The organism is Nocardia sp. NPDC058705, from assembly GCF_042749305.1.
Taxonomy (GTDB): domain Bacteria; phylum Actinomycetota; class Actinomycetes; order Mycobacteriales; family Mycobacteriaceae; genus Nocardia.
Genome location: NZ_JBHYRN010000004.1, coordinates 158623 through 173462, shown reverse-complemented (window position 1 = coordinate 173462; position 14840 = coordinate 158623). Strand labels below are relative to the sequence as shown.

Genomic DNA, 14840 nt, shown 5'->3' with positions numbered 1-14840 from the left:
GGCCGCAATGACCACCGCAGAGGTTCGTGGACCCATGAAGATGCCCGATTCGGCTTTCGCGATGTGGGAGCGCGGCGAGCTGGACGAGTATCTCCACGTCCCGGATGGCAGTCGCGTCGAAATCATCGGGGGGGAAGTAGTCGTGTCACCTTGTCCAAGGTTCGGCCACGGGCACGTGGTTCAGTCGATATCCCGGGCCGTATACGCCGCCGAACTCGCCGACGAATCGTTTCGTTGGCAGTTGGCGACCAATGTCGACCTGAGCCTGATCGAGATCCAAGACGGCTACGTGCCCGACCTGTTCCTCCTGGACCGGGAAACCCACGCGGCCCTACTCGCCGCCGACTCGCCACGCGTCTACCCAGCCCAACTGGCCCTCGCCGTCGAGGTGACATCCCCCTCCAACGCCGCCGACGACCGCCCACCCGGCCTGCGCCCACGCCGCCGCCGCACCAAATGGAACGGCTACGCGGCCTCGGGCGTCCCCTTCTACCTCCTCATAGACCGCGACCCCCAGGCCGGCTGCGCCACCCTGTTCTGGTCCCCCGATCGCACCGCAGGCACCTACGACAACCACCGCCAGTGGAAATTCGGCGAACCAATCGAACTGCCCGCTCCCTTCCACCGCACCCTCACCACCGACAGCTGGACGACATGGACCGAGGAGTGAAGGGTCGGCACAGAACAATCGCGGGCCCGACCGACCGCCACACTCGATAGACTCCTGACCATGTCAGCGATCTTCGATTGGGCGCGGCCGGACAACGTTCAGCCCGAGCCGATCACCCTCGATATCTGGCGCGAACTCCCCGAAGAGTTCTGCCGCCTGGTCGAGGTTGTCAACGGCGACGCTGTCCGCTGCGAGTCACCGACGCGGGCACATCAGAAAGCCGTCCATCGATTGCTCGCGATGTTCGAAGCCGCGGCCAAGGAATACATGTCCGAGGACCCGTCGTCCTGCCTCGACACCAATCATGATTTCGACGTGGTGCTCTGGGAAATACCTCGGGCCACGATCCGACGACCGGATATCGCACTGTTCGACTGCGTGCCATCCGAGGTACGACCGGTGCCTGCCCGCCACCTGAAAATCGCTGTCGAGGTCATCTCACCGAGCCATGTGAAGACCGACCGCCTCGAGAAGATGAGCGAATACGCCGCCGCGGGCATCCCCTGGTACTGGCTCGTCAGCATCACCGACGCCGATGTCAGTTCCATCGAGACCTACGCTCTCGACCACGGCGTAGGCCACTACCGCCTCGCCCGAATCTTGAAGCCCGGCACCGCGTTCGCCGTCGAACTGCCCATCCGAATCAACCTGGATTGGGACCAGCTGACCGACCTCGTGCTGTAGTCCACCGAAAGCCTCGGCGTCAGCTCGCGCTGCGACCGAACATCACGTCGACGAGGTCGGGCACCGTCGTGTCGAGGGCCTCGCTCAGGCCCATCAGCGTCGAGAACCTCGGGTTCGGCGGCTTCTTGGTCTTGCGATTGCCCATGCCGTTCTCGAGTAGTTGGTAGTAGTTCCGACTGATGCCCGCAGCGTCCGCCACCGCCTCCTGAGTGAGGCCTCTTGCCTCGCGCAGAGTCGCCAGGTGTTGCCCCAAAATCGCCATGAGCTGCTTCTCAACGGCGGACTCGGACATCTCAATGAGGTTTCCGAGGCATCGTGCTCGCGTCGACCATCTATAGATGGCATTATGTGCGCGTCTGGGAAAAGCCATCTATAGATGGCCTGTTGCTGGTGGGGGTGCGTGATCGTCGAACGGGGGCGGCGCCCGGGCGAGTCGCTGCTCCGCACCGTCCGGACGACGATCGTCGATCGGCTTGCCGCGAGCGTCTGAGCGAATCACCTGTGGGAGGGGCAAGAAATGACCGGTGACAATCCGATATTTCCGTACATAAATCTGGACCCGGCGGCACTCAACGCGGTGTTTCCGAACAATCAGAAAGTCATCGACGCGCTGTCGCGGACGCAGTCGATCGATCAGGCGCTGCGCGACAAGCTGGCGGGGACCGATCCCGACTACGTGAAGACCATCGACCAGTTCGACGGGCTCTCCCACCAGCAGATATACGAGGGCGTCCACGGCAAGGACGGTCAAGGTGGCATGAGTATCACCACCATCAACACCTTGCGCGAAACCTGGAGCGGCATCGACGCCGAGCTCACCCGGATCGCTACCACTCACCAGACGAGCGCCAATTCCCTACTAGCGCATGGCGAATGGGCAGGTGCGAGCGGTGATGCCGTGCGGGCCGGGATCACCGCGCTCAATACCTCGATCCAGCAGATGGCCCAGGTGTGCGAGGCGATGAAAACCCGCCTCGACATCGTCGGCCCCGCGGTGGAGGCGATCCGGATGGCCGTGCAGGCTCCGACCGCGCAGATCGTCGCCGCCAAACCCGACGACAACTACATCCAGGTCATCCCCGGCCTGACCAATCCCGTGGTGGCGACCGTCGACCGGCAAGCCCAGCGGCAAGCGGAACTGGACGCACAGGCGACCATGAACCGGATCTACACCCCGACGATCCCACCGACCGGTTCGGGTGTGCCGTCGTACTCGGTGGTGCCCGGCGGACCCGGCTCCGGCGGCAGCCCGGACGGTTCCGGGGGTGGCTCGCCCTCCGGCGGGTCGCCCAGCGCGGGTTCACCATCGGCAGGTAGCCCGACCGCCGAAACACCAACGGAGCCAGAGACGCCCGCGACCGAAGAACCGACCAGCCCCGCCGCGACCACGACCGACGACGATTCGTCCACTGCGGAGAGTCCCAGCACGACGCCGACGGATACCGAGGGCACGTCTCCCGCGAGCACCACGCCCGCGTCGACCACTCCCGCCGGCTCGACCCCGGCAGGCTCCGGCTCCCCGCTGGGCAGCACGGGTTCACCGCTCGGCAGCGGCGGTTCACCCGGCGGTCTCGGTTCACCCGGCGGTCTCGGTTCCCCCGGCGCGGCTCCCGGAGCAGGTGCGGCGGTACCAGGTCAGCCCCAATCACCCGGTGTCGGAGCAACTCTCGCATCTGGCGGGTCCGCGGCGGGATCGCGTGTCGGTGGTGCACCTGGTATGGGCATGATGCCCGGCGCCGGGGCAGGCGCGGGCCGCAAGCCCGGCGACGCCGACGACGAACACAGCTCCCCCGACTACCTACGCGGCGTTCAACCCGAATTGCTCGACACCACACACGTTCTCGCCGGCGTCATCGGCGACGATCCAACAGACGAGCTGAGCGAATCCGCACCGAACGTCACCGCATCAGCCCTCGCCGCACCCCCGGTTGCGTCGCTGCTCGATCAGCCGGCCGAAGCAGCGAGCGCACCGACCACCTCCGCACCCAGCCAGTCGTCGATCGAACCCACCGCGCCGACCCTGCCACCCGAAGTCGCGGCGCTGCTCGCCGAACACGGCACATCGGAGCCCACGTCCGCCGGGAACGAGCGCACCGCCCGATGACCAAACCCCCGACCTGGACCCTGACCTGCGACGAATTCGACTGGGTCTGGCGCCAAGAAACCCGTTTCGACGACGCCTACGACCACCCCGACCCCCTCGCCGTCCGTACCACCCCCACCACCGAAACCGACGCCGACAAACTGCGAACCGTCCTGCGCGAACGTTTTCCCCGAGGCGGTGACCGCGGCCTGTCCGCGGTGTTCACCATCTTGTCCAACGCCGACACCCGAGTAGCCAGTGTCAGCACTGTCGGCAACAGCGAGATCCGCAGCCACGGCGCAGCACTCGACGGCCTCGGTGTCGTTGCCGCACAACACTTCACCCCTAACGAAGGCGGCGGCGACGTCCGCCTCGCCCTCGTCTCCCGCGCGTTGGTGCCCGCCCATCTTTCAGCGATCCTGCCCAAAGCCGAACCAGGCGGCGCCGGCCCGATGCTCGGCTACACACCACGAGTCCGAGGCGAGGTATCCCAAACCCACTGGACCCGCGACGCGCAAGGCCGCCTCCCCGTCGACGAACGCATCCGAACGCTCATGCGCAAACGCCGCAGCGCCGAAGGCTATTTCGTCATCGAACGCGACCCAGGCACCCGCCCCATCCAATACCTGAGCTGGATCGACATCCCCCCAGGCCAATACGCGAGCGGCCGCTACCTCATCGAGGTCGACGACAACGACACCACCATCACCCCAGCCTCCCCCACAACCGTCGCCCGCGAAATCAGCAAACGCGGCCATTTCCACGCCCCGCCGAAAAGACAGGACGACCGATGACTATCGAAATCGACTACGGCCGAGCGCAGATCGAGGCGTTCACGCAGTCCGCGCGGGCAGGTGAGTTCAGTTTTGAACCGACTGCGGCGATGGCGGTTGTGTCGTTGTACGACAAGATGATTCAAGACTTAACAGCCGTTCGACGAAGCTTTGACAAGGCCCAAAATGTCAGTGGGTTCGGCGGATTCCCCTCATCTGTGGAGTTGCAGCATGGGTTCGCGACGAAGGCAACCGACGGTCACGGTGTGATCACTCAACTGATCGATGCGGCAATGCAGATGCAAGAGGGTCTTCTGCGCGCGGCGAACAAGCTTCAGGAGGCCGACACGCTGAACGGCCAACGCCTCGCAATGCTCCAGCCCGAAACCACCTAGGGGGGTATTGCCCATGCGGACCCACACAGCTCTAGCAGCGTCTCTGATCTGCGGCATGGCAATTGTCGGGTGTTCACCAACAACGCCCGCGCCGACTGGTGGCCCCACTGACACCGACTCCCCAGTTGCGATCGCTTCGCCAGTTTCACCTGCACCGAACCAGCCATCGGGCGCGCGTCAACCGGTTACGTTCGACCCCTGCGCCAGAATCGATGACGCCGTTCCCGCTGCGCTGGGCTTCGATCCGATGACGAGAAAACGAAGTGACTTCGTTTTCGATGACTACGCATTCATCGGCTGCGAATTCTCACGGAAGGGCGATGTCCGAGGTCAACAGCTGGATGTCGGCAATCTGACTGTCTCCTCGACGAACGTCAGCCTCGATGAGATGCGAGCCCGCAACTACGAAGGGGCCGGGCCCACGACTGTGAACGGAAAGGAAGCTTTGTTCCACCGCACACGTTCCGCCGAGTCCTGCTACATCGCGTTTCCAGGCCCTGACGCAACAATCGAAGTGCGCGTCGACAGCACTGCCGCCTTCACTACCTGGGTCGGCTGCGACCACATAGACGAAGCCGCCCGCACCGTCGAAGCCGCTCTACCAACGAAATAACAGAAAAGGGGAGGGAACATGGCAGGAATCTTCCAGGCCGACATAGACCTACTGAACAAAACCGTCCAATCACTACGCGGCTCGGAACAGGTACTCACCGACGCCATGAAAGCGATGTCCAAAGACGGCAACGCCGACATCGGCACCACCACACTCAACGAGTCCGCCGACAACTTCCAGCGCCGCTGGGAGTACGGCATCGAACGCATCTGCGAATCCGCCGCCTCCACCGCCGATGGCATAGCCCAATGCAGCACCGCGTACCAGGAACTCGACAGGACGATGGCGGGGATCATCGGCACCGCGGGCGACCAGCTCAACCCAGCGATTCCCACACCGGGGGTGACAGGACGATGACAGGGAACCCGTACCCGAATATCGGTTTCAACCCAGCCCCCGGCGACGCGACCCAGGTCGCCACCCTCGGAGCCAAGGTCAAGGCCGCCGCCGACGCCGTCACCGAAACCAACGCCCTGCTCAACCGCGTCCGCAACAACAACGACGATGTCTGGAAAGGCGACGCGGGCCAGGCCTTTCGCGACAACTACGACGCGACCCTGTCCCAAGACCTCGATCGCGCCCAGTCAGCCCTCCAAGGGGCATCCACCCTGATCACCACTTGGCACGCCGACCTCATCGGCTTCCAGGACGCCGCCAAAGGCCTGGAAACCGAAGCCGCCGCCGCCCGCGCCGAACACGCCACAGCCGTCACAGCCCTCCAACAGGCCAAAACCAACCCAGACCTCGGCCTAGCCAACCAAACCTTCACCGACTCAGCCCAATTGGCCGCCGCCCAGTCCCGCCTCGACGCGGCAAGCACGAAACTGAGCACCGCCGCCACCGCAGTCAACAACTGCCAATCCACCATCGACGCGATCATCGCCCGCGCCACCAGCCTCCAAACCAACCACACCGCGAAGGCCAGAGCCATCGCCACCGAACTCGACGCCGCCGCCAACTTCTCCCCGAGCGAACCGGACAAGAGCATCTGGGACACCATCGCGGACTGGTTCAAGGACAACCAAGAGGAGATCCACGATGCGCTCGCCGCAACTTCGGCGGTAACCGGACTGCTCGCACTTGTCACGCCGCCGCCCGTTAGCGCGGTATTAGGCTTGGTCGCCCTGGCAAGCGGGCTCGGAGCGCTCGGTATGAATGCGTTGAACCCCGAATATCAAGACACCGTAGGCGACATCATGAACGGCCAGTTCGACAAGGGAGCAATCGGGAGTATGGCTGCGACGCTTACCACCGATACGCTGTCGGTGCTTCCCGGCGCCGGTGGCGTCATCAAGGGAGGCAAGGCGCTGTTCTCCGAGGCCGACACCGCCCTATCGGTTGCTAATGCGGGCGCCGACGTCGCCGGATCGTCGACAAAATTCAGGCAGGTCATGGACGGATTCACAGATGGCGCGCAGAGCCCAGGAATTCTGTCGAACAAGATATTGGACCCGCTTGTGTCGAAAATACCGGATAGATTCGGCGGTTCCGAAATAACTGACGTTCTCGTGGATTTCAGCCGAGCAAGCCGACACGAGGAGAGCATCGGGACCACCGTCGGCGGAATCGAAATGATCAATCGCGCGGCCAAAGGTGGACTCGGTGCCGCAACCGGCACCTCGATGATTTCCGACTGGCTGCTCAATGGGTGAGCAATCGATCTCCGTCGCGATTCCCGAGGGCTACGCTGCCCTACCCTTGGCCGACATCGTCGAAAATGGCGAGCACCTCTATGAATTCGGCCCACAAACGACAGCGGGCACGCCGTCAATTGTTTCCGCTCTCACCGCACTGACCGGCACACTCGTGGACAACGGCACCAGGTATTGCGGAATCGGCGCTCACCGCCTCCCGGACGGTGACCCGTTGTACTCCTGCCTGACCGTCACAGTGCGAGATACAGTCGGCGGCCCACGCAATCCACGCCTGGTGTTGTCAGATCTCGTTCGATCAAGAAGCGCCGACGGCACTCTCGGGCTCTCCGCACTGGTCGAAACCGACACCCACCCGGTGCTGTTCACCGAGAAGGTCGGCTCCGCGATGCCGGGTCAGTCCGAGGAGAACCAGGCTCCCGCCGTGTACCAACTCCAAGCCGTTGTCCCGTCAGAGGACGGCAATTCGCTGGTCGCGATCGAATTCGCCACACCGGATACCGAACGCGGAATCGCCTGTCGCAAAATGATTTCCGATATGGCGCGATCGGTGAAGTTCGGACCACAGGTGACATCGAGCTTGAACCTGTGATGCATACCGAAAGCCCGGATCGGCTGCTTCCAAGAGCATGGGCTACCCCCGGAACCCTGTGGAGCCTGATTTGGACAACGCTGCGCTCGCTGACGGTTCTCGCCTGCGGCATTGCGTGCATGTTCGCGTGGTACCAGTCAGTCGTCCAGGCCGAATCGGCCTATCGCGCAGCAGAACGTGAATCCAGCAACCGTGCCGCGCTCTTCTTCTTTTTCGCGTTTCTTCCACTCACCATTACCGGCTTGGTCATGGTGCGTACATCGCTTCGCCGCGTGTGGGCAGCACGGCACCGCTGGCAGCTTTGGCACATCGAAACCCATCGTCCACAAATCCAGGAATGGGTTCATCTGATCAATGATCAGGGAACCATTACCGCCACCCTCGTCTTGCGGAAGTGGATCTCGCGCACCTTCGAGCCCGGTGATCAGGTCGTCTGGTTCGCCGGCCATCCGAACAAGGCCGGTCTGGTCGCGAAACCCGGGGGCGCACGTACCCGGCTGGCATACCGATCACTGTTCTACACAGCGCCTGCGTTCGGCAGTGCGGTCAAGTCGCGGGCAGAGCCGACCATGCTGTCCAAGCCCGAGCCGAGCGCGGCGCCAAGCGAATTCACCCTCGAACGGGACGGCGGTCAGACGGTCACGCGACCGCCGACCGGCCATCCCCAGAGCCCCCTTCACGGCGGACTCGACGACAACCGATTCCCCTCCCCCCGCAAACTTCGACGAACGCTCGCCTACCTGCTCGACATCGTTGCCCACGTGGCGATTGGCTCTGGCATCTATCTCGCCGTCACCCCGGCGCTACGACTCGCGATCAGCAACCAGGACTGGCACAACCTGCCGATCGATTGGTTCGCGGTGATCTGCTGCTCGGTGCTCGCCTCGTTCATCGACCGGGTAGTCCTCCAGGCGATCACTCACACCACAGTCGGTAAGGCCGTCTTCGGCCTGGTGATAATCGACCGCGATACCGGCCGCTATCCACGTTTTCGCTGGTTGCTGGCCTCCTGGTTGGTCAGCGGTCTCCTGGCGATTCAGCTTCCGTTCGCACTCATCGAACTCGGCGGCATCGCCCCGAAACGCCCCGAGCGGTACATGCTGCCCGCGGTCCGCCGTCGCGATGTGCGAGCCGGCGCGCCGAACGTCGAGACTCCGCCCACTGACACAACCACGAACCCCTCGGGTCCCGAATCTGAACAATCGTACGTCCAGAGACGCCGAGAGTCCGTCGGAGATGGCATCATCGGCCCTTCGACGTAGTGGTGACGCGGTCTCGAAAGGCTGGAATGCAATATTCTGAGAATCGAGCGGTAGCAGACCCATGGTTCGTTGAACCAAGAGGCTTCGTGCGCCGTCGCATACTCTCAATCTTGGTCGCATTAATTCTCACGATTCTTACCACTGGTATCAGCATTTCCATTCTGCGTAGCGGCGATCCCACCGCTGTTGGCGCTGCAAAGTATGTCGTACTTTTCGGGATCAGCACAGCACTGATGCTCGCACTTGCGCTCAGGCCTCAACAAGGACCGTTTTTCAAACGCACTCTCCGTCTCACCGAAGAGCATGGGCAGCCCGTGCTGATTGTGCCCGGATCCAGGGTTTACTTCTGGCTACCCCAAGCCATGTATCTGAGCTTCGCGATGATGTTTCTGCTCGCTTCATACGGATCCGCTACGTCGAACGAAGGCGTACACTGGCCCCTCTTCATCATATTCACCGCTCTCGGTTCAGTTTCAACTATTCCACTAGTTCTTGCCGCCACCGGTATGCTCCGACCCGAGAAGTTGGCCCTGTCTGCTGATTCAATCGTCCAACACGGCTGGAGCACACAGACCGCGCTCGCATGGGATGACATCAACCGACTTCATGCGTCGTTCAATCTGCAACCCGTGCAGCGGCTGCTCAATATCGCCGGACTCAGCTCCGCACAATGGATACACCGCTATAACCGCCCATTCTCCAAGTCTTCCGATAATCCGAGCCGACTGTGGAACTGGGACAAGCTATCGAATTCACATTGGATTGTTATCGAATGCCCAAGGCTCGCTGTCGACAGCATCACCCTGTACCGCTACCTTGATTTTTACATCGCGAATCCTGCGTTACGAGTAGAGCTCGGAACAGAATCCTCACTAGATCGCTGGCACTCCATCGAAGGTTCCAGCTGATCACCGTCGCGACTACTCTGTGAGTGCCGCGTGCCAGCGGTCGACCAGTGCGACAGAAGGCGCCAATTGACGATCGACATCTCCCCGCCGCCGGGACCGGCGAACAAGTTGGCAGCCACGCGTTCGGCCTACATCTCGATCACCCTGCGCTGGTGGCTGGTGTTCGTCGCGACGGTCGCGTGCGTGCCGATGATCTGGTTCATCCTCAGCGCCCCAGCGCCGAACAGCCAGATAAGCCGTGCGGCAGCGAATCTGGGTGTAGGCGTGGGGTTTCTCGTGCTGGTTTGTTGTGGACCTGTGGCACCTTTCGGAATGTGGATCGCCGAGCGACGACGGCGCGCGTTGCGCGAACCGTGGACCCGCTGGCAGGTCCAATACTGGTGTGGGAACAACGAATACATCACGCTGATCGACGAGCAGGGGCAAGCGGTCCGAACCCACAAGCTCAACACCTGGCCCGCCGTGCGCGGACAACTCTTCGACGAGTCGACCACACACGTCTGGTTCGCCGGCGATCCGCTGCGACGCGGGGTTCTCTCACGCCCCGGTGGCGCGGATCTGCGCTATTGCTGGGCGTCCATGCCGACAACCTTCGAAATCCGCGCCCACCTCGCAGAAGAAGGCGCCCCACAGCGCCGAGCGATGCCCGACCAGCACGAATATCCGGCGAACGTTCCGGCCAACGACGAACACGGACTTGCGCCAACCGAGTCTGTGGCCGCGAACGGGTTCACCGCGAAGCGGGTCGACGGCCACCTGCGGATGGTGCCGCCACCCGGCTCTCCCACCGTCGAGCTCCCACCCGACTTCGGCGGGTTCGACGACACCCGGTACCCGACCCCGCGAAAGCTCCGCCGCTGGCTGGCCTATCCGACCGATGTCGCGATTCACCTGGCTCTCGCCGCCGGAATCGCCCTCGCCATCGAGACCATGACGGCTCCCACACGCACGGGCGATCTCCCACCGGTGGACCCGCGGATCGCGATCGCGGCCTTCCTTGCCGTCTCGTTCCTCGATCGCGTTGTACTGCAAACGTTTTCCCACTCCACGGTAGGCAAGCTGATGTTCGACCTGGTGATCGTCGACCGCGACACCGGCCGCTATCCGCGATTCCGCTGGTTGCTCGGGGTGTGGGTGTACGGGGTCTTCGCCATCACCTTGATTCCACTCGAGGCCGCCGAACGACCTGAGCGATACTTGCTGCCTGCCGTGCGCCGTCCGGACATGAACGCTTTCTTGACAAATCCCGATCACAGCACGACCTCCGCGGCGCATGCACCAATGGCGATTCCCGTACTCGACTTCGATCGACCACTCGACGCCGACGAATACCACAGCATCGTGCGCGACGGCATCATCGAAAACAACGACCGCGGATAGGCTCCGCATCACCTCGTCGAGGCGTAGGGCTCGGCCAACCTTCGACGGAACTGCCTTACAAGTTCGATCGCCCTGCCTATGCGGCAGGATCAGCCGGCATACGGAGTAGATGTCCACCGATATCGGCGAGCAGTTCGAGCTTGCCACCGAGAGCAGCGACATAGGTAGCGATCGCTGCCACCGTGGCGACTTCTCCACGTTCGATCTGAGAAACCCGGCCTGGGCTGACACCCATGATTTCAGCCAGCCCGGCCTGGGTGAAATTCAGCCGCTTTCGCTCCTCGGCGAGCTGATAGCCCCACTGCTCAGCCATGATCGCACCGCGGCGACGTGCGGCTTCGTCCTCTCCCACACGCTTACGGTAGGCATCCCGATCCCACTTCTTGAAACCACTCATCGTTCGCCTTCCTCCTCGGCTCGTTCCTTCAGGTAAATCTCATAGAGCGTCTCGGCGTGCGGAATCGCCTGCTCGTACCACGACTTCCACCGCCCAGTCTTATCGCCACCGACCAAAAGAATGGCAGACCGCCACGGATCGAAAACGAACAGGATTCTGATCATCGTCTGACGGGGCCGTAGCTCTTTGAGGTTGGCGAGATTCGATCCGATGAGGGTGTCCACGAGTGGCCGCCCAAGGGTAGGGCCATGCTCAGCCAAAACATCTACTGCGGCTTCCACATGTTCGGCAGCCGCCGGATCTGTGCGTCGCAGATGGTCGATCCATGATGCGACCTCGTCGGTCTGATAGATGTCCCAATCCACCCTCCGACTATAGCAAATCCTATAGGTTGGGACCCTGCCGAGGAGGACCTGACGCTCGAATGCTTACCCCTTGACTTGGAGTGCACTCCAGGTTCTATCGTCGATGACATGAGCATTCGACTCGGTTATCAGATGCCCAACTTCAGCAACACCGCTTCGGTGCGGGAGCTGTTTCCCGCGGTGATCGCGCAGGCCAGGGAGGCCGAGGGGGCGGGGTTCGATGCCGCTTTCGTGATGGATCACTTCTATCAGTTGCCGGTGATCGGGGAGCCTGAGGAGCCGATGCTCGAGGCGTATTCGGCGCTGTCGGGGTTGGCTACCGCTACTGAGCGAATTCAGTTGTCGGCCTTGGTGACCGGGAATACCTATCGAAATCCGGCGCTGCTCGCCAAGACTGTCACCACCCTCGATGTGGTCAGTGGTGGGCGGGCGGTGCTCGGAATCGGGGCGGGGTGGTTCGAGCTGGAACATCAGCAGTACGGGTTCGAGTTCGGGACGTTCACCGAGCGGTTCGAGCGGCTCGAGGAAGCGTTGCAGGTCATCACGCCGATGCTGCGCGGGCAGCGTTCCACCTTCGACGGCAAGTGGTATCGCACCGAGAACGCGATGAACGAGCCGCGCATCCGCGACGACCTGCCGATTCTGCTCGGTGGTGGCGGTGAGAAGAAGACCTTCGGGCTGGCCGCCCGCTTCGCCGATCACCTCAACATCATCTGCAACGCTTCCGAACTGCCACGCAAACTCGATGCGCTGCACCAACGTTGCGACGAGGCAGGCCGCGATCCCGCCACTCTCGACACCAGCTTCCTCGCCTTCGTGATCGCCGACGAAGACGGTGACCGCGCCCGAAAACTGCAGTCCACCATGCTGTCCCGTCTCGGCATCGACCTGTCCACGATGACCGAAGCCGAACGCCTCGCCAGCCTCGCCGATCGCCAATTCGCCGGCACCCCAGCCGAAGTCGCCGAACAGATCCAAGCCCGCGTGCTCGACCATGGCATCGACGGCATCATCGTCAACATGGTCGCCAACGGCCACGAACCCGGCGTCGTCGACCAGATCGGCCGAACCCTGCGCCCTCTTGTTGCATAGACTAAGTTGAACTAAGTCCGGTAGAATCCGAAGTATGACCACGGTTAACATCCACGAAGCGAAGACACACCTGTCGAGGCTGCTCGAGCGGGTGTCCAAAGGCGAGCGGATCGTGATCTCCAAAGCAGGTCAGCCCATCGCCGACCTTGTGCCGCATCGAAGCGCCCCGGTTACCATCGGCGGACTGCGTGGCCAACTCACCTACGACGACTCGGCGTTCGATGTCGACGCAGACATTCAGCGGATGTTCTACGGAGACGACGCCGATGCTTCTGCTTGACAGCCAAACCGCACTGTGGACGCTCGATGGCAATCCTCGACTGGGAGCCGCCGCTCGTCAGTCGATTTCCACAACTGTGGAGGTCTATGTCTCTGCGGCGTCCGTGTGGGAGCTGACAATCAAGTCGATGCTCGGCAAGCTCAGCATTCCGGCTGCCTTCACCGAATTGTTGACCGCTCAGGGCCTGAGCGTTCTCGACGTCACCGGTGAACACGCGGAGGGCCTGCGCGAGTTCCCAGAACTGGCCAAGCACGATCCCTTCGACCAGTTGATCGTTTCTCAAGCGAACTACGAAGGGCTCCAACTCCTTACCGCCGACCACGTTCTACTCGACCTGAATCGCGACTTCATCACGGACTCGAGGAGGTAGCGAGCTCGGCCATCGGCGGCCCTTACCAGGACGCGAAGTGGTCTTCTCCTCGTTGGCGGATCTGCTGGCGGCGGCGGAAGAAGACTTCCTCGGGGGTGATGGTGGTGAGGGCTTCGGTGATGCGGCTCAGGCGGGTGTCGTAGCGGTTTTCGTGGATGTGGCGCTCGATGCCCGATTGCCATTCGGGGGAAAGGCGCGACCAGATCGCGGCGACGCGGGATTGGGCGGCCGGTTCGGATTCGGCGAGGAGTTGGAGCAGGGCGGGCCAGTAGGCGGCGTCGGTGGCGTGGGCGGGCAGGGCCGCTACCGAGTTCTCGTCGAGTTCGGTGAGGGTGGCGGCGATGTGGCGCCGGGCCGGTTCGCTCAGGCGGGCGGAGAGGGCGAACAGGCCGCGCCACGGGTCGGCTTCGACCCTGCCGTCCAGTGAGCGGACCAGCGCGTCCAGGATGCCGAAGTCGGCGAACTGCGGGTTGGTCGACAGTGCCCACAGGGCAACAGGATGGAGACGGCCGATCACGGTGAGCAGGGCGGCCGACGCGTTGCGATCCACCGCGGTCAGCAGGAATCGGCCGACTTCGTGGACGGAACCGCGACCGAACAGAATATCGCCGAGGGTGGCGGTGACCGCCGGATCGATCTTGCACAGCAGCGCCAGCATCGCGTGGTGCAGGGCAGGCGGACCGGCCAATACCGTTTGGAGCATCCCCGGTATCCGCTGGCGCGGGCCCGCGAGCAACTGCTCGACGATTCGGGTGAGGGTGTGCGCGGGGTAGGCGTAGGCGGCGGTGAAGATCAGTCCGGCGTCGTCGAGGACGTTGCGTTCCAGTTCCGCGATGATCCGTTCGTCGACCACCGACAGGAACCGGGCCGCGGTCACATAATCGCGTCGGCGCAGTAGTTCGTTGATGATCAGCGTGATCGGCTCCGGCTTGCCGTAGCGCATCAACACTTCGAACACGTTCGGGTCGAGGAAGGGGGCACCGTCGGCGGCGTAGATGGCGTCGACCATGCACAGGGCCTGGGCGCATTTCTCGGCGTGGCGAACGCCGATGGCGCCGAGGAACCTGGCCGCCAGTACCGGCGGCACCACCCGCTCGAACAGGTTGACGCCGAGCGCGACCGGGAAGATCGGCACGACCGGACTGACCCGCCGGAAGGTAGCGGCGTGCTCGGCGTGCAGGGCGCGCAGCATCTGCTCATGGATCGCCGACAGATGCACCGCACCGAGGCGGGCCAGCGGGGCGAGGTGTTGCGGCGGCACCTGCAGGGTCCGCGCGAGGACGACGAGTTGGGTCTGGGCTTCCAGTTCGGTTTCGATCATCGG

19 protein-coding genes are annotated in these 14840 nt (G+C 63.2%); 15 read left to right on the top strand and 4 right to left on the bottom strand.

The features are described from left to right. Positions 1 to 7: 7 nt before the first annotated feature. On the top strand, positions 8 to 670 hold the full coding sequence (locus tag ACFW6D_RS08260) for a Uma2 family endonuclease (protein WP_379326028.1): 663 nt from the start codon (positions 8 to 10) through the stop codon (positions 668 to 670). 60 nt (positions 671 to 730) lie between these two features. After that, positions 731 to 1354 carry a Uma2 family endonuclease gene (locus ACFW6D_RS08255; RefSeq protein ID WP_379231491.1) on the top strand — a complete coding sequence of 208 codons (624 nt, stop codon included), beginning with the start codon at positions 731 to 733 and terminating at the stop codon, positions 1352 to 1354. Positions 1355 to 1373: 19 nt separating this feature from the next. Here ACFW6D_RS08255 and ACFW6D_RS08250 read toward each other — a convergent pair whose 3' ends face one another. After that, complete coding sequence (locus tag ACFW6D_RS08250) at positions 1374 to 1646, bottom strand: helix-turn-helix domain-containing protein (RefSeq protein ID WP_379326026.1); 273 nt, start codon at positions 1644 to 1646, stop codon at positions 1374 to 1376. A 225-nt stretch (positions 1647 to 1871) separates the two neighbouring features. Between ACFW6D_RS08250 and ACFW6D_RS08245 the strand changes: the two genes are divergently transcribed. From ACFW6D_RS08245 to ACFW6D_RS08200, 10 genes are all read left to right on the top strand, one after another. Further along, entirely contained in the window at positions 1872 to 3458 is a 1587-nt protein-coding gene (locus ACFW6D_RS08245; RefSeq protein ID WP_379326024.1) for a hypothetical protein, read from the top strand. After that, positions 3455 to 4231, top strand: a complete 777-nt coding sequence (locus ACFW6D_RS08240; RefSeq protein ID WP_379326022.1) for an ESX secretion-associated protein EspG — start codon at positions 3455 to 3457, stop codon at positions 4229 to 4231. The genes ACFW6D_RS08245 and ACFW6D_RS08240 overlap by 4 nt, the downstream gene beginning before the upstream one ends. Continuing rightward, a complete protein-coding gene (locus ACFW6D_RS08235; RefSeq protein ID WP_379326020.1) occupies positions 4228 to 4605 on the top strand; it encodes a hypothetical protein in 378 nt (125 codons plus the stop codon). Before ACFW6D_RS08240 ends, ACFW6D_RS08235 begins: the two co-directional genes overlap by 4 nt. A 55-nt stretch (positions 4606 to 4660) precedes the next feature. Continuing rightward, positions 4661 to 5218: a DUF3558 domain-containing protein gene (locus ACFW6D_RS08230; RefSeq protein ID WP_379326018.1), complete on the top strand. Its 558-nt coding sequence runs from the start codon at positions 4661 to 4663 to the stop codon at positions 5216 to 5218. Positions 5219 to 5236: 18 nt separating this feature from the next. Continuing rightward, entirely contained in the window at positions 5237 to 5575 is a 339-nt protein-coding gene (locus tag ACFW6D_RS08225) for a hypothetical protein (RefSeq protein WP_379326016.1), read from the top strand. Beyond that, the gene (locus tag ACFW6D_RS08220; protein WP_379326014.1) at positions 5572 to 6870 is read left to right on the top strand and encodes a hypothetical protein; all 1299 of its coding nucleotides are present in this window, start codon (positions 5572 to 5574) and stop codon (positions 6868 to 6870) included. Before ACFW6D_RS08225 ends, ACFW6D_RS08220 begins: the two co-directional genes overlap by 4 nt. Beyond that, complete coding sequence (locus ACFW6D_RS08215) at positions 6863 to 7462, top strand: hypothetical protein (protein WP_379326013.1); 600 nt, start codon at positions 6863 to 6865, stop codon at positions 7460 to 7462. The genes ACFW6D_RS08220 and ACFW6D_RS08215 overlap by 8 nt, the downstream gene beginning before the upstream one ends. After that, a complete protein-coding gene (locus tag ACFW6D_RS08210; RefSeq protein WP_379326293.1) occupies positions 7462 to 8724 on the top strand; it encodes an RDD family protein in 1263 nt (420 codons plus the stop codon). The genes ACFW6D_RS08215 and ACFW6D_RS08210 overlap by 1 nt, the downstream gene beginning before the upstream one ends. 110 nt (positions 8725 to 8834) lie before the next feature. Further along, positions 8835 to 9632, top strand: coding sequence for a hypothetical protein (locus tag ACFW6D_RS08205; protein ID WP_379326011.1), 798 nt, complete (start codon positions 8835 to 8837; stop codon positions 9630 to 9632). A gap of 66 nt (positions 9633 to 9698) precedes the next feature. Then, positions 9699 to 11012 (top strand): hypothetical protein, encoded by a 1314-nt coding sequence (locus ACFW6D_RS08200; RefSeq protein ID WP_379326009.1) that lies wholly within the window; start codon positions 9699 to 9701, stop codon positions 11010 to 11012. A gap of 76 nt (positions 11013 to 11088) precedes the next feature. On the opposite strand, the gene ACFW6D_RS08195 is transcribed toward ACFW6D_RS08200, so the two are convergent. Then, positions 11089 to 11409 (bottom strand): helix-turn-helix transcriptional regulator, encoded by a 321-nt coding sequence (locus ACFW6D_RS08195; protein ID WP_379326007.1) that lies wholly within the window; start codon positions 11407 to 11409, stop codon positions 11089 to 11091. Next, complete coding sequence (locus ACFW6D_RS08190; RefSeq protein WP_379326005.1) at positions 11406 to 11774, bottom strand: type II toxin-antitoxin system RelE/ParE family toxin; 369 nt, start codon at positions 11772 to 11774, stop codon at positions 11406 to 11408. The genes ACFW6D_RS08195 and ACFW6D_RS08190 overlap by 4 nt, the downstream gene beginning before the upstream one ends. 108 nt (positions 11775 to 11882) lie before the next feature. Between ACFW6D_RS08190 and ACFW6D_RS08185 the strand changes: the two genes are divergently transcribed. The 3 genes from ACFW6D_RS08185 to ACFW6D_RS08175 are packed head-to-tail and all read left to right on the top strand — an operon-like array spanning position 11883 to position 13516. Next, entirely contained in the window at positions 11883 to 12866 is a 984-nt protein-coding gene (locus ACFW6D_RS08185) for an LLM class F420-dependent oxidoreductase (RefSeq protein ID WP_379326003.1), read from the top strand. Between the two features lie 34 nt (positions 12867 to 12900). Then, positions 12901 to 13146, top strand: a complete 246-nt coding sequence (locus ACFW6D_RS08180) for a type II toxin-antitoxin system Phd/YefM family antitoxin (protein ID WP_379231523.1) — start codon at positions 12901 to 12903, stop codon at positions 13144 to 13146. Beyond that, positions 13133 to 13516 (top strand): type II toxin-antitoxin system VapC family toxin, encoded by a 384-nt coding sequence (locus ACFW6D_RS08175; protein WP_379326001.1) that lies wholly within the window; start codon positions 13133 to 13135, stop codon positions 13514 to 13516. Before ACFW6D_RS08180 ends, ACFW6D_RS08175 begins: the two co-directional genes overlap by 14 nt. 22 nt (positions 13517 to 13538) lie before the next feature. On the opposite strand, the gene ACFW6D_RS08170 is transcribed toward ACFW6D_RS08175, so the two are convergent. After that, positions 13539 to 14837, bottom strand: a complete 1299-nt coding sequence (locus tag ACFW6D_RS08170; RefSeq protein ID WP_379326000.1) for a hypothetical protein — start codon at positions 14835 to 14837, stop codon at positions 13539 to 13541. Positions 14838 to 14840 lie beyond the last annotated feature (3 nt).

What these genes read in the sequence shown, in the direction of transcription:
- ACFW6D_RS08260 (WP_379326028.1), top strand. Translation starts at nt 8, where the DNA reads ATGACCACCGCAGAGGTTCGTGGACCCATGAAGATGCCCGATTCGGCT.
- ACFW6D_RS08255 (WP_379231491.1), top strand. Translation starts at nt 731, where the DNA reads ATGTCAGCGATCTTCGATTGGGCGCGGCCGGACAACGTTCAGCCCGAG.
- ACFW6D_RS08250 (WP_379326026.1), bottom strand. Translation starts at nt 1,646, where the DNA reads ATGTCCGAGTCCGCCGTTGAGAAGCAGCTCATGGCGATTTTGGGGCAA.
- ACFW6D_RS08245 (WP_379326024.1), top strand. Translation starts at nt 1,872, where the DNA reads ATGACCGGTGACAATCCGATATTTCCGTACATAAATCTGGACCCGGCG.
- ACFW6D_RS08240 (WP_379326022.1), top strand. Translation starts at nt 3,455, where the DNA reads ATGACCAAACCCCCGACCTGGACCCTGACCTGCGACGAATTCGACTGG.
- ACFW6D_RS08235 (WP_379326020.1), top strand. Translation starts at nt 4,228, where the DNA reads ATGACTATCGAAATCGACTACGGCCGAGCGCAGATCGAGGCGTTCACG.
- ACFW6D_RS08230 (WP_379326018.1), top strand. Translation starts at nt 4,661, where the DNA reads ATGGCAATTGTCGGGTGTTCACCAACAACGCCCGCGCCGACTGGTGGC.
- ACFW6D_RS08225 (WP_379326016.1), top strand. Translation starts at nt 5,237, where the DNA reads ATGGCAGGAATCTTCCAGGCCGACATAGACCTACTGAACAAAACCGTC.
- ACFW6D_RS08220 (WP_379326014.1), top strand. Translation starts at nt 5,572, where the DNA reads ATGACAGGGAACCCGTACCCGAATATCGGTTTCAACCCAGCCCCCGGC.
- ACFW6D_RS08215 (WP_379326013.1), top strand. Translation starts at nt 6,863, where the DNA reads ATGGGTGAGCAATCGATCTCCGTCGCGATTCCCGAGGGCTACGCTGCC.
- ACFW6D_RS08210 (WP_379326293.1), top strand. Translation starts at nt 7,462, where the DNA reads ATGCATACCGAAAGCCCGGATCGGCTGCTTCCAAGAGCATGGGCTACC.
- ACFW6D_RS08195 (WP_379326007.1), bottom strand. Translation starts at nt 11,409, where the DNA reads ATGAGTGGTTTCAAGAAGTGGGATCGGGATGCCTACCGTAAGCGTGTG.
- ACFW6D_RS08185 (WP_379326003.1), top strand. Translation starts at nt 11,883, where the DNA reads ATGAGCATTCGACTCGGTTATCAGATGCCCAACTTCAGCAACACCGCT.
- ACFW6D_RS08180 (WP_379231523.1), top strand. Translation starts at nt 12,901, where the DNA reads ATGACCACGGTTAACATCCACGAAGCGAAGACACACCTGTCGAGGCTG.
- ACFW6D_RS08175 (WP_379326001.1), top strand. Translation starts at nt 13,133, where the DNA reads ATGCTTCTGCTTGACAGCCAAACCGCACTGTGGACGCTCGATGGCAAT.
- ACFW6D_RS08170 (WP_379326000.1), bottom strand. Translation starts at nt 14,837, where the DNA reads ATGATCGAAACCGAACTGGAAGCCCAGACCCAACTCGTCGTCCTCGCG.